Annotated in this window: 16 protein-coding genes; 5 read left to right on the top strand and 11 right to left on the bottom strand. The window is 63.9% G+C overall.

What is annotated here, in order from left to right; all coding sequences use genetic code 11:
* Positions 1–17: 17 nt before the first annotated feature.
* From LKD76_RS21655 to LKD76_RS21635, 5 genes are all read right to left on the bottom strand, one after another.
* Complete coding sequence (locus tag LKD76_RS21655; RefSeq protein WP_227983228.1) at positions 18–1142, bottom strand: hypothetical protein; 1125 nt, start codon at positions 1140–1142, stop codon at positions 18–20.
* 23 nt (positions 1143–1165) lie between these two features.
* Entirely contained in the window at positions 1166–1843 is a 678-nt protein-coding gene (locus LKD76_RS21650) for a DUF4352 domain-containing protein (protein ID WP_227983227.1), read from the bottom strand.
* Between the two features lie 65 nt (positions 1844–1908).
* Positions 1909–2391: an MmpS family transport accessory protein gene (locus LKD76_RS21645; RefSeq protein WP_227983226.1), complete on the bottom strand. Its 483-nt coding sequence runs from the start codon at positions 2389–2391 to the stop codon at positions 1909–1911.
* Between the two features lie 395 nt (positions 2392–2786).
* Positions 2787–4058 carry a cytochrome P450 family protein gene (locus LKD76_RS21640; RefSeq protein WP_227983223.1) on the bottom strand — a complete coding sequence of 424 codons (1272 nt, stop codon included), beginning with the start codon at positions 4056–4058 and terminating at the stop codon, positions 2787–2789.
* 755 nt (positions 4059–4813) lie between these two features.
* Positions 4814–5203, bottom strand: coding sequence for a WXG100 family type VII secretion target (locus LKD76_RS21635; RefSeq protein WP_227983221.1), 390 nt, complete (start codon positions 5201–5203; stop codon positions 4814–4816).
* Positions 5204–5379: 176 nt separating this feature from the next.
* Between LKD76_RS21635 and LKD76_RS21630 the strand changes: the two genes are divergently transcribed.
* The 4 genes from LKD76_RS21630 to LKD76_RS21615 all read left to right on the top strand — a co-directional run bounded on the left by LKD76_RS21630 (position 5380) and on the right by LKD76_RS21615 (position 9006).
* Complete coding sequence (locus LKD76_RS21630) at positions 5380–6645, top strand: TIR domain-containing protein (protein ID WP_227983210.1); 1266 nt, start codon at positions 5380–5382, stop codon at positions 6643–6645.
* On the top strand, positions 6621–7556 hold the full coding sequence (locus LKD76_RS21625; RefSeq protein ID WP_227983208.1) for a PfkB family carbohydrate kinase: 936 nt from the start codon (positions 6621–6623) through the stop codon (positions 7554–7556). Before LKD76_RS21630 ends, LKD76_RS21625 begins: the two co-directional genes overlap by 25 nt.
* The gene (locus tag LKD76_RS21620; protein ID WP_227983206.1) at positions 7553–8035 is read left to right on the top strand and encodes a hypothetical protein; all 483 of its coding nucleotides are present in this window, start codon (positions 7553–7555) and stop codon (positions 8033–8035) included. The genes LKD76_RS21625 and LKD76_RS21620 overlap by 4 nt, the downstream gene beginning before the upstream one ends.
* A gap of 98 nt (positions 8036–8133) precedes the next feature.
* Complete coding sequence (locus tag LKD76_RS21615) at positions 8134–9006, top strand: DUF4231 domain-containing protein (protein ID WP_227985357.1); 873 nt, start codon at positions 8134–8136, stop codon at positions 9004–9006.
* 42 nt (positions 9007–9048) lie between these two features.
* Here LKD76_RS21615 and LKD76_RS21610 read toward each other — a convergent pair whose 3' ends face one another.
* The 6 genes from LKD76_RS21610 to LKD76_RS21585 form a co-directional block, all read right to left on the bottom strand.
* The gene (locus LKD76_RS21610; RefSeq protein ID WP_227983204.1) at positions 9049–9489 is read right to left on the bottom strand and encodes a PIN domain-containing protein; all 441 of its coding nucleotides are present in this window, start codon (positions 9487–9489) and stop codon (positions 9049–9051) included.
* A 53-nt stretch (positions 9490–9542) separates the two neighbouring features.
* Positions 9543–9767, bottom strand: a complete 225-nt coding sequence (locus tag LKD76_RS21605; RefSeq protein ID WP_227983202.1) for a type II toxin-antitoxin system VapB family antitoxin — start codon at positions 9765–9767, stop codon at positions 9543–9545.
* Positions 9768–9894: 127 nt separating this feature from the next.
* Positions 9895–10551, bottom strand: a complete 657-nt coding sequence (locus LKD76_RS21600; protein ID WP_227983200.1) for a hypothetical protein — start codon at positions 10549–10551, stop codon at positions 9895–9897.
* Complete coding sequence (locus LKD76_RS21595; RefSeq protein WP_227983198.1) at positions 10548–11045, bottom strand: hypothetical protein; 498 nt, start codon at positions 11043–11045, stop codon at positions 10548–10550. The genes LKD76_RS21600 and LKD76_RS21595 overlap by 4 nt, the downstream gene beginning before the upstream one ends.
* A 4-nt stretch (positions 11046–11049) precedes the next feature.
* Entirely contained in the window at positions 11050–11775 is a 726-nt protein-coding gene (locus LKD76_RS21590; RefSeq protein ID WP_227983196.1) for a hypothetical protein, read from the bottom strand.
* Positions 11772–12089, bottom strand: a complete 318-nt coding sequence (locus LKD76_RS21585; protein WP_227983194.1) for a type VII secretion target — start codon at positions 12087–12089, stop codon at positions 11772–11774. Before LKD76_RS21585 ends, LKD76_RS21590 begins: the two co-directional genes overlap by 4 nt.
* A 333-nt stretch (positions 12090–12422) precedes the next feature.
* On the opposite strand from LKD76_RS21585, the gene LKD76_RS21580 reads away from it, so the two are divergent.
* On the top strand, positions 12423–12632 hold the full coding sequence (locus tag LKD76_RS21580) for a hypothetical protein (protein ID WP_227983192.1): 210 nt from the start codon (positions 12423–12425) through the stop codon (positions 12630–12632).
* Positions 12633–12702: the final 70 nt, after the last annotated feature.

Genomic DNA, 12702 nt, shown 5'->3' with positions numbered 1-12702 from the left:
AGTTTCGGGACGTCTGCCTAACCCTCGATGCGGCTCGCCAGCTGCCCGGGCAGGTCGAGTTCCTCCATCTGCAGGACCAGCTCGTCCCAGCTGCGAGCCGGATGTTCGGTCGCCGACCGCGCGTCGCCGACGACATTGATCGCCAGCCATCCGGCGCGGACCAGCGCGGGCAGCTGGAGGTGCCGAATCGCGGGATCCAGGACGCCGCGTTCGGTTCGAATGGCGAGCAGTTGCGCTGTCGCCGTGCCCAGCGAGGCCGCGGCAACCAGCGTGTGCGCCGCGAGCAGGAGTTCGTTCTGTTTTCGGCGATATCGGTCGTTGGAAGGCGTGAAACTGCCTGACTCGCGATAACTTTCGGCACAGGTATGGGTGCGGATCAGCAGTTCGGTCATGGTCGTGGGTAGGGGCGGAACCATCGTGGCGTCGCGCTGATTCCATCCCTCACCGGCTCGCATGTCCGAGTAGGCGTGTAGCGCGAACTGTCGCGTGATCTCGCTGTCGGCCGCACGCAGCCACGACATCCCCGGCATCGGAAGGCTCATGGGGGTGAGGAATTCCGTCGCGAGATGTTGCATCAGTCGCCGGGCCGCGTCCGGCCAATCCTGCGCTCGGTCGAAACGGTCGCCCGCGGTGACCTCGATCCTCGGGCTGTCCTCGTTGCGAGTTCCGTGGAATTCACCGGCGAGAATCTGCCGGAGTGTCGTGAAGATTCGGAGCAGCTCGTGGCCACCGGATGCGATTCGGTCCGCGCGACCGCCGAATTGGGCTCCCAGGAAGTCGATCGGAAGGCGCTTGGCCTCCCGTTCCCGGCCGCGACCGCGCTCGCCGTCGGCAAGGCGGTGGAATCGGTTGCCGAGCGGCCGATCGACGGTCGCGTCGAACCACACGCACAGTGCGCCGACGAGCCCCGCGATTCCGACCGCGGCCACATCCCGAGTCGACCACACCTGCCGATGCCGTTCACGCCACGCCTGCAACTCCGCGCGATGATCGGAGGACAGGGCGGCGTCGAGATCGACATCGGTCCAATCGAACCGGACACGGAGTTCGTTGTAGAACCCGGTGATCTCCGCATAGGACAAGCATTGCTGCGCCACCGGCAATTCGGCCAGGTCCGGGTCGTCGGAGAGTGTGTCGTCCATCGCTCGATCGATACGGTCGCCGCTCATCGCACCGCCACCCGCGCACCGCCGGAGAAGATCGAGTCGTGGAACTCGATGGTGGCCGGCACGGTCCCAGGTGACACGTCGAACGCGATGGCGACCGAGATCTTGTTGCCGGGGTTGATTTCCGCGCCGATGACGCCGCGGTCGTTGATGTCGATCTCGGCCACCGTGTCGTTGGTGTATCGGCGGCCGCGGTCGTCGATGAGCTTCTGGTTGGAGCCGAAATAGCTCTGCGGTGTGGTGCCGATGTTGGTGACATCGGCGTGCACGACGACGTATTCGCCCTGGGCGGTCTGCCTGAGGAACCGGTTGTCGCCGAGAGTCGCGACCGGTGCGTCGATCCCGGTGATCACGAAGGCGAATGTGCCGTCGCGGACTTCAGCGCCGGCCGTGGCGACAACCGGTCCGCGTGGCCCACTCGGCGTTGTCGCGGCCTGTTGCTCGGCGGCTTCGGGCGAGGGTGCCGCGGTCGACGTCTTGTTCGCCGAATTCCCGGCGATGCCGACGAGTCCGAAGCATCCACCGCACAGCAACACCAGGCCGCCGATCAGAATCCACGGCCAGATCACGGTCTTTCGGGGCGGGGGCGGGGGCGGGGGATAGGGAGCGGGGCCGTAGGCAGGTCGGCCGTAGGGAGGCTGACCGTAGGGCTGGTTGTCAGGCGGCTGCGCTGTCATCGATTCTCTTCTGCGAGTCGGGGAGCGGCAGGGCCGACCGCACTCTCGGCGGCCGGCCCGGTCGACTACTTCTGACCGGCGTCCCCGGTGCAGCTGGCGGACGCGAAAGGACCACTGGACTTCTGCTCGGAGATAACCTTGTCGCCGAGCAGGATTCGGCAGGTGACGTCGCCGCCCTTCTCGTCATTGGTCGCACTGAGGCTGACCGTCTTGCCGAGGCCGTCGATGGTCACCTGCTTGGACCACGGCAGCGTCGCCCCGTTTTCCTGTGCGATGTTGAAGTCCCTGCCGGAGTAGGTGATCGAGCTGTCCGGACCCGTCCCCTCGACCTGATAGGTCACCGTCACCTCGCGCTTGGACTCCTTGTCGACCGAGTTCACGGCCCCGCCCACCAACGCCATGCAGCTACCCATCAGCAGCACGAAGAAGAGCACGATCCCGCCGAGCACCCATGGCCACTTCTTCCGTTTCTTGGGCGGCGCCGGGTAGTAGGCCGGCGGCGAGTTCTGCGGATATTGCGCCTGCGGTGCGTTCGGTGGATTGGTCAAGTTCCCTCATCTCTGTACGGCGCGAAGGTGTTCCCCCGCGGCGAGCCGGCCGGCGTACGGTTCGCGTCGGCCTGGTGTGAGATAGCTATGACTGTGAGGAGTGTTACAGGGAACTGAGGTTTAGAATCGAAATGTCTGCTTTTGGCTTATCTGTCAGGGGTTTCGCGGCTCGCCCAGATTCGAGCCATGTCGAAACCGTATCGGATCGAACTCGAGGTGACGCGAGAATCGCCGCTACCGACCCCGCCGCGCGCACCGTCGACACCATGGAGGAGGGGCGAGAGGCGCAGCGCGCCAAGGGAGTGTGTGGCTCTCGAACGACAAGTGAGCCACCGGGATAATCCAGGCCGAAGACGGTTCACCCGTCCGGCTCGGCCTGCATGTCTCTGTCCGGCCTACGCCAGATTCAGTCGAGGTGACGGAGGGAAGGTGACCGGCAGTGCGGTCATCGCCCGGTGGAATGGGCCGGGGCGCCAGCTGATCTCGCCCGGATCGACAGCGAGGCGGATCTCGGGCAGCGCATCGAGCAACTGATCGATCGCGTCCTGGGCCACCAGATATGCCACCGAACGAGCCGGGCAGGCATGCGGGCCCGCACCCCACGCCAGGTGCGATCGGTTACCCGTACGGTCGCCGCCCTCGATCGACGGGTCGTTGTTGCAGGCGGCAAGGCTGACCACCACCGGTTGATGGGCAGGCAGCCAGACGTTGTCGATCAGAATCGGCTGGCGCGGATAGGTGATCGAGAAATTCGCCATCGGCGGATCGGTGAACAACACCTCGTCCAGCGCATCGCGAGTGGACAAGCTGCCGGCGAGGAAATCGCCGCCGAAACGTTCGTCGGTGATCATCAGCAGCAACGTGTTGGAGATCAGATTCTGCTGCGGTTCGATACCGCCGCCGTAGAAGACGATCAGGTTGTAGAGCATCTCCTCATCGCTGAGTTTGGCCGGATGGTGGGCCAGCCGCGAGGTGACGTCGTCGCCGGGGGACGCGCGGCGCAGCTGGACCTGTTCCGACAACGCCTGGCTCAAATGGTTCAAACCCCAGGCGGCGTTGACGGTGTCGAACATGGCCGCCATACCGGTGGCCACCCGCCGGCCCAGCTCGGCCGAACAGCCGACCATGCGGTTCAGCACCTCGAACGTCAGTGGAAACGCGTACTGGGACAACAGATCCGCCGAACCGGTCTCGCAGAACTCGTTGATCAGCGGGATGGCGATCTTCTCGACCGTGGTGTGCAGCTTGTGCAGGTCGACCCCGTCGAAGGCCGCAGTGAACGCCTGCCGATAGCGCAGGTGAACACCGCCGGTATTGCGGATCACGTTCGGATACCACTGCATGATCGGGCGGACCGGGCAGTCCTCGGGCACGGTCTTCTCCCACGACCGCGGGTCGGCCGGGAAATGGTCGGGATCGTTGAGGATCCGCAGCGCGGTGTGATAACTGATGACCAAAGTCGCCGGCACACCCGGGGACAGTTCGATCGGCACCAGAGACCCATAGCGACGGCGCATCTCCCGATACGCGCTGTGCGGGTCGGCGACGAATGCCGGTGTGTCCAGCAGGATTCGGGGACCGTCGGTGTCGACGGGGGAGCCGGCGTGCTGAACCGGGCAGCCGGGAGCGGCCGGGGCCGCGGACAGATCAGTACGTGGGGTTGTCAAAGGGGGAGACTCCAGAGAATGAACCGACAAGCGCGACAGGGGATTCGCTATCGAGCGTCAGCTAACAACGTAACCTCATGCTTGTTGGTGGGAACAGTGGCTGCGGCAGCCCGCTGGCTAGCTTATTCGTAAAGCGCGCTGTGGGTAGAGGAATCGCTCGCAACTTGTGGGGGAGTCCATTTGTCGTTACCACCACTCACCGCGCCGCCGCTGCGGTCGATGCCGGTAGCGGTTGGCACGTTCGGTCGATGGGGCGCGGTGGCTGTCAGCCTGTGCTCACGCCTCTGTGTTGCGGATTGGCCTGCAAACGTGGGCCGCAGTGGCCCCATGGCCAACGCCCCTCGGTGTCCCGACATTCCATGTTTGATGTGACTCTAATTCACCGGTATCTGTGCCGGGAACACCGTTGACGGGTAATCATATTCGGTGGCATCTGGGCCGGTCGCTCGGCCGATCGGAGGCAGGGTCGCGCGCGGCCAGCTTCTCGATCGTGACCGGCGTGCGGTAATCCGGCGAGATTCGCAGCCGCGCGTACCGGCACCCAGGAATCAGTCATCGGTGGCGATAATGTTCTGTCTGATATACGGATGTGGAGAGATGGCGCTCAACCAGTAGGGTCCATGAACGGCACCATAGAATTGTCCAATTCGATGTAGAAGCGGCTCCCTTGTGTACCGGCTTGTCCGCCGCGCGGAGATCCTCGGCGAGTTGACGGCACTTGCTCGCGACATCGTAGTACGTATGCCAGTCGACGATCATGTGTCGGCGCTGTCGAGTATCTGCCGGTTGAGTTCCAGGGCGCGGCTGTAGGCCGCATGCGCCTCCTTCGCAGATTCACTCATCTCGCGAACGCCATCGACGAATTCTCTTGCCCCGCTCATCCACTCGCGGTGAGCGTGGTCGTAGGCGCGGGCGGCTACACCTTCCCAACCGGTGCCCTGCAGAGCGCCCACGCGCTGTTCGATATCGGTGATGCGATCCCGATGTATGCCGATGATGCCGATTGCATTGTGAGCGTGAGCATTCCAGATACGCACGGCGTGATCGTAGGAGCCGGCGCGGTCTGCGCGCCGTCGGGAGACCATGCGACTGCGTTGACGCGTGCTGATCACGACCTGCCCGATCGATTGCTTGCCGATAATCATGCAGGGCTGGATGATCAGGCCTGTGGTACGAGTGGGAGCACAGGAGTCGGCAGCGTAAACTACGGTGCCGGTGGACAACACGCCCGAGCGGCGATCGAACTGACGGTTGACGTGGGCCTGCCGATCTTCATGCGGTGACCGGGCTCTGTTCGCACCACGCGCACAAGGGGGAGTCGATGGCGGTCTTCATTAGCTATCACAGCAGCAAGCGGGCAGTGGTCGAGCACATTGCCAGATACTTCCTGCGGCATGGGATCGCCACCTGGTGGGCGCCCCGGGATGTCCCGCCGGGGTCGAAGTGGGACGAGGCGATCTCGGAAGCCATCAATGAAGCGTCCGCGCTGGTGCTGCTGTTCTGTGCATCCGCCGATACGAGTATTCACGTCAAACGCGAAGTGGCGCTTGCCGATCGGGCCAAGCTGCCGATCTACTGGGTTCGTTTGGAGGACGTGCAACCGCACGGGCTCGGCTATTTCCTGTCGCCCACCCAATGGGTCGACTGGCTGGATCGGCGGGACGAAACACTCGACAGCCTGGTGGGTGATCTGCAGAACCCGGCGGTCGACGGTCGTGCCCTCGGGCCTGAAACTCAACAGCCGAACAGGCCCCCGAGAGTGTCCGGATGGCCTGCTGGTGTCGTGGCCTTCGACAACGAGATGCTGGCGGCAGAGGCTGCCGCTCACACCTATTTCCGTATCGCGAACGAAGCGCCGCATCGCAGTGTCGTGTTGCCGACCGGGCGGGCCGCGACGCAGCTCTTCGGCGCCATGTTGCGCATCGCTGACCAGTACGCGCCGAAACCGTTCGGATCGGCGCCTATACTTTCCGACACCGAGACCTTCGGCGTATTCACTCGCCATCACTCGTCGCGTACCCGGCATGTCCTCGAGGCGCTGATCGAGCCATTGACCGAACGCGGTCTGGGTCCTGATCCGCGCCAGCTACATCTGTTGTCGGGTCAGATCAGCGAAAACCTCGATCCGGTGCAAGCCGCACAGCGGATCATTCGCCTGCATCCTCCTGCTGTGCACGGTATTTCGATCTCGCCGGAGGGAGAAGTGCTGGGATACGAGATCGGCACCTACAAAGATCCGGACGACATTGCCGAAGATGGCTGCCGCATCGTCGAATTGAGTGAACACGGACGTCGTTACATCGATCCGAACCAACCATCCCGATCGGTGATCACCGTCGGTCTGTCGTCCGCAATCGAATGCGCCGGGCTGATGGTCCTCGGGTTCGATCGGAGCAAAGCACGGATCATCCACCAGATGACTCATTTCCCGGAGGCGGCGGGCGTGCCGGCAACCATGCTCCGCCGCAACGCCGGGACCGTTATCGTCACGACGCGGCGCATCGCCGAGGATGCCGATCTCGAAGATGTCCACTACCCGACCTCAGCCAAGGCAGGAAGCGAATGGATAGCCGGCAAGTTCTCGTGAATCCGTCCCCCACGGTAGCTGTCGTAGGTATGGCCACCATCGACTATCTCTACGTGCTGGACAGTCACCCCGATGAGGACAGTGAGAATCCGGTCCGCCAATACGCGGTGGTGGTCGGTGGTCCCGCCGGGCGAGGCGCAATAGCCGCCGCACGACTCGGTGACGGCGGAGTCAGTTTGCACGCCATGTGCGGTTCCGGTGTCCACGCCGAGGTGTTGCGGCAGGAACTCGGCCGGGAGCCGATTGATGTCAACCTGTTCGAACGGGACCAGATCAGTCAACATTCGGCGGTGATCGTCGCAGCGGATCACGGAACCCGCTCGACGATGTGGCTCCCGCAGCCGGCGGCCGATTCGGAACTCTTGCACCGCTTGCCGACAATTTTCGACTGCGCCGACACAGCGCTGCTGGATTGCACCGACGCGGTGCTGAGCCGGGCTGCGGTCACCACCTGCCGCGACATGGGAGTGCCGGTGGTCATGGACACCGGAGGCTACAAGGAGACGAGCGAGGACTTTCTGAGCGGCATCGAATACATCGTCGCGCCGGAGAAGTTCTTCACCAAACGGCACCCAGGTCAGTCGCTGGACAGCGCCATGCAGCGGGTCTTCGAGGATTTCCGGCCACAGGCGCTGGTGGCAACCCAAGCCGCCCTCGGCGGAACATATCTGGACGGCACCGGAAGTCATCGCTATCGGGGCTATCCGGTGGACACCAAAGATTCCTGCGGTGCGGGCGACACCTTCCACGGCGCGCTCGCCTGGGCAATCGCGGCGGGATCGGAAATTGGCGCAGCGCTGGATATCGCATCATGGTCCGCGGCACTGAAGTGTGCGGTATTCGGCAACGATGGGATCCCTGATCGTCTTCAGCTGAAACGACACCTCGCCGAATCGGGTCAGGTGCGGTGACGCGGATCGGTGTCACCGGGCACATCCATTTCACCTCGCACACAGCCGATCTGATCCGGCGCGAGTTCAATACTCGGCTGCAACCGTATGCCGAGGACCTGGTGGGGGTGAGCTGTCTAGCGCCCGGAGCGGACACCATTTTCGCCAGCGCGGTCCTGTCGGCAGGCGGCCGTCTCGAGGTCGTCCTGCCGGCTCGGCGGTATCGGGAGCGGGTGGTCCCGGCCGATGCACGACATGGATTCGACGAGTTGCTCGCACGCGCCGAGACGGTCCGGGTGATGCCCTACGACGAGCCCTGCCCGGCCGCCTATCGCGCTGCCAACGACATGGTCCTGGCCGATATCGAAACTCTTCTGGCGGTCTGGGACGGCGGCTCGGGGGAGCCGGGCAGCGCGGCCGACGCAGTGGCTTCCGCGCGTCGCAGTGGTATCGGTGTGGACATCGTGTGGCCCGCAGGGGCGCGGCGCGAATTGGAATAGTCTCTTCCGCAACAGAATTCACGATCACGAATGTCACGACGAATGCGAGCCGCGCTGCTACCGTCAGGTCATGATCACCATCGAAGCCGGTCGATGTGATGCTCCGGTTCGATGACCTACCGGGCCTATTTCAGGCCGCCGATGAAGCAGCAGTGGCCGGCCAACGTGCCTATCTGCGCGGTCACGGCCTCCGGTTGGTGCTCGCGGTCGTAGCAGCTGCCTGCGCAGCCGTGAGCTTCAGGGTGGGGGCGGCGCGCACAGACTTGGCTGCTGTCGCGACCGCACTCACCTTCGTCGTCATCCTCACCCTGGACATCGGCCTGTTGAGCTCGCGCCCCAATCGGACCTGGCACGAGGGCCGGGCGCTGGCCGAAGCCGCCAGGGCGGTGGCCTGGAAATACGCTGTGTGCGGCGCTCCATTCGAACACACGCTGTCGGAATCCGACGCCGACGGCCGGCTCATAGACCGGATCCGCCAACTACAGTGCAGCTTTCCGGAGGTGCAACTTCAGCCCACGACGAGCGCTGCCATCAGCGAGCGCATGCGCGCATTGCGCCAGTCCTCCTTCGCTGAACGTCGCCAGGAATACCTCGAACAGCGCATCCACGGCCAACAGTGTTGGTACGCGGCAAAGTCGACACGCCACCGATACCGCGGACGGGTCCTCGGGATGACGGCGCTCATCTTCGAGATCGCCGGGGTCTCCGCGGCGCTGGCAAAGGCATTCGGCGCCATCAATTTCGACCTCGCGGGCGTGGTGGCGGCGTCCATCGCGGGTTTAGCCGCATGGTCGTCGGCCCGGCACGACAGTCGCGTATCCAACCTCTATGCGGTCACGTCGAATGAGCTGGCGCTCATCGCTGAAACCTTGCGGCACACCGATGAAAACCACTGGGGCTCTGCGGTAGCCGACGCTGAGAAGGCGGTCAGCCGCGAGCACGTCCTCTGGCGCACCTCGCATGTGGAGTAGGGAGGTGACACTGTCATCCGATGTGCAGCAGTCCCTTTCGCCTCAGGGGATCGAGCCGCGCGGCACGATCCAGTGCTGACGCAGACCGGGGTGCGCGGCGGATATGAGTTCGAAGTGTTTGTCGTAGTGCAGGGCGGTGGCACCGTAGTGGACCGCGGTTGCGGCGATGAGGAGGTCGGTGGCCTGAGCGGAGCGCCCTTGGCCGGCGGCCCGGAGCTGTTGCCGGATCGACCGGACGATGGGGTCGATCGCCGGGTCCATCGGGAGGTATCGGAATGCCTCGGTGTAGATCTGGAGGATTTTGTGGAGTTCGCCGGGGTTGCGGGCGCTGAAGGCCGCTTCGTCGGTGGTGACGGCGCATGAGCAGATGACTCCGGCTGAGGTGTTGAGCCGGTCGAACGCGTGTCGTACCGGTTCGTGACGCTGGATCCGGGAGACTGCGCTGTGATCGGCCAGGTAGAGGGCGCGAACCGTAGGGGTCACCGTGGTGGCTGCCGCTCGCTGTCTTCGGCGATCTCTTCCTCGGAGAGAAAGGGCTAGTGATCGGCGAGCCAGGCGATGGCGTCATGTTGCTGTTGTTGCCGGACGAGCAGCCGCAAGGCGGTGCGTGCGGTCTCCGTTTTCGTCGCCCCGCCGGTGATCTGCCTGGCTTGCTCATCGTGCGACTCATTGGTTTGTGCCGTCGTTCCGGCAGTGTTACCACCAGGATCAGTACGGTCAGTGGCAGGCCCGATCGCGGTGACGAGTCCGAGTGTGATCACTGTTCGCGTCTCGTCCCTGGGCGGCAGCCGACTGTCGACGTACCGCGACCGAAAGGCATGTCCTCAGGCTGGTGGTCGTTTCAGAGCCGCCCAGCTGGGGCGTACGCCCGGTTCTCGAGTTCGTTGATCACGAGACTGTTCCCCGCGATTCGAACGCCTTCGCGAAGTCCGGATGCGCCACGATCTGCGCTGAGCCCAGCTCGGTGATCGGTCGGAACAGCACGTAGGTCGTCGACCGCCGGTAGATCAACACAGCGGCGAGCAATCCGAATGGCAGCCATCCGGGAAAGACTGCCAGCACCAGCGGTACAGGTAGGTGATCCGAGCTCGTCGTTTGGGTTGCGGCCAAGACGATCAGGATCAGGGCGACCCCCGCCAGGACGATGACATGCCCGATGTACTGGAGAATGCGTCTAGTACGTTGACATTTCGCGCACACCGGCCAGGCACCTTCGAGGATCGTCGACGGCGGGCTGTTGTCCTGCCACCTGAAGGTCGAGAGGCGATAAATTCCCCGAAGTAGAAATCCGATTTCGTAAGTGGCCGTTCGCTGTACCCATCGAGTGCGGTCCGGATCTCGTCTGGTCCGTCGTGGACGGAATTCGAAGTCCTTCTCCGGCTGTTCGACAGCCTGCTCACCGTGGCGGGTGCAGGCGTCGGGCAGCTGGTCGACCAGTTGCAGGACGAAGGTCTGTTCGGGATCGAATTCCGGGTCCTTGGCGAAGTCTTCGCGCAGCTCGGTTCGCACAGTGACGTCGAGATTCTTGCCGGGGCGTCTGCTCACGCGAGCCACCCGCGGTCACGTCGCTGTTGGAAGTAGAGGTCGTCCTCATCCGGTTCGTCCGGGGTATACAGCTGTTCGCGATTCGGCTTCCGGGTTCCAGGAATAACTTGGCTTCCAGTATCTTTCGGTCGATCCGGTGGGCTCGGCGGCGAGGGCGCCGGTCGCACTGGAGGGCTTGGGGGCTCCTCCTGCTCGTTTCGGAGACGTTCGAGTTCTTGTTCACCACGTTGGGCCAGGGCCAGACGTTGGTCTTCCGGCATGGTCAGAGCCCGGTTGAGCTGGCTCGGGGGAACAGAGTCCATGATCCCCGCGAACGCATCGGAGGTGCCGAAGTCGCGCATGCTGCGGCGCCCGCTCAGCACATCATCGAGTTGTTTGCGTAGATGGGGGTCGGTGACGGCGGATTTGATCGTCTCGAGGGAACGGCGCAATTGGCGCGAGGCTCCGAGGTCGCCCTGAGCTACGTCGAAGCTGAATTCGGGCGGATTCTCCATTCGGTCACACCCCCGGATGGTCGTAGGTTGAATTCGGCAGCGGCGGAAGGTTGTCCGGTGTCGTCTGGCTCGACAGGGCGTTCAGTGCACCGATCATCCCGTATATCGCCTTGTACGCGGTGGTGACGAGATTGATGAGTTGCCCCACCTTGGCGACGATCTGGACGAGGTATGCGGCCGAGACCGCGGCTTGTGCCGCCGCGGCAGGCGCACCGACGAGGCTGGAGGCGAGGATGGCCTCGGCGGCCTGTGAGGCGAGCCAGAGCAGGACCATATCCGAGATGTCCTGCAGGAAATCCCCTACTCGTCGGCCCAGTTCCCGCATGCCGGTGCTGATGTTGGTCAGCTGCCGTTCGATCTCCTCGAGCGGGCGAGCTTGGAACTCGACGCAGGCAGCCAGCTGTTTGAAGTAGGTCTCCGAGTTGCCCGCGGCGTGACCATGCCAGGTGGCACCGGCGGTCTGCTGCCACTGCGTGTTGATCGACTCCGCGTACGCCGAATTGAAACGACTCAGGTTGCCCGCGGCTCCGGCAGCCTTCTTGACCGCCTCCCAGTCGCCGTTGACCTTCTCTCCCGCCCAGCCGTAGACATCGAAACCGACCAGAGTCTTGATCGTGGTCGAGATGTAGTACGCGGGGGAGATGAAGTTGCCACCGGCGACGAACGAGACCGGACCGGGCATGGGATCCTCGGCCTGCGGCTCGACCAGTTTCTCCTCGGGGCGGGTCATCGCGCGGTCCCGGGGTAGGTCTCGTCGAGTTGGCGTGCGTGCTCGTAGTCGGTGGTCCGATAGAGCTGCGCGGCTTTGCCGAGCTCGGTTGCCGAGTTGTCGGCCAACGTCTGCAGGTGCTTGTAGTTGTCCTCGAGATTCTGACGGATGTGCTCGACGATCCCCTTGACCTCGACAAATATCCCGGTGTGTGCCTCCGACAGGTTGTACCACTTGGTCACGTGAGTGCCGGCTGCACCGGCCTGACCGGCGAGGTCACGCATCGCCCCACCGAACTTGTCCACGTCATCGGGTACGACTTGAAAGTCGGCCATCTCGCTCCTCGCCGGGACATCGAACAGTTTCTCGTCTGTTGGACGCACGACAGTGGCGTTCGGTTCCGCCCCGTCGAATCTCTGAGGTGCCGAGAATCCACCCAGGCCCTGTGCTGACCTCGATCGACCCACACTGTTCGATATCGGCGAAATCAATTCCGTCCCCGTGGAATTCGGTGTGCACGAAGTGCGTCCAGGTCGGATGGCGACGGCATCCCCCTGGTGCGAGCGCCGTACCGTTCATCTACCACGGCGAGGACCTGACCGACGAGCGTGCGGAAGTGATCACTGCCGAGACTCCGACCGGAGCTGCATAAGCGCAATCCAATCTGCATGCATCGGCTCGACGAGCATCGCCGGCGTGGTGCGGGAGAATCTGTCGGTCATACCGGTGGCCTATATATCTGGCAGCTCGCTGATAGTTCCCAGCTGCTGGTCGGGTGGCGCGAAGAACCCGACGCCTCGGCGCTCGAGCCGTCGATGATCCAGAGCTTCAAGGCAATGCACGGCGGCAAACGCCCGTTCGCCAACCTCAGCGACTGACCTGGTGCCCCCGGGCGTCGGGTTGTTCAGCGTGACGAGTGCTACCTGGAATCCGGCACCCTACGCGCGA

It is taken from the genome of Nocardia spumae, assembly GCF_020733635.1.
GTDB classification, from domain to species: domain Bacteria; phylum Actinomycetota; class Actinomycetes; order Mycobacteriales; family Mycobacteriaceae; genus Nocardia; species Nocardia spumae.
The sequence above is the reverse complement of the archived record's forward strand: the minus strand, read 5'-3'. Positions and strand labels throughout refer to the sequence as shown.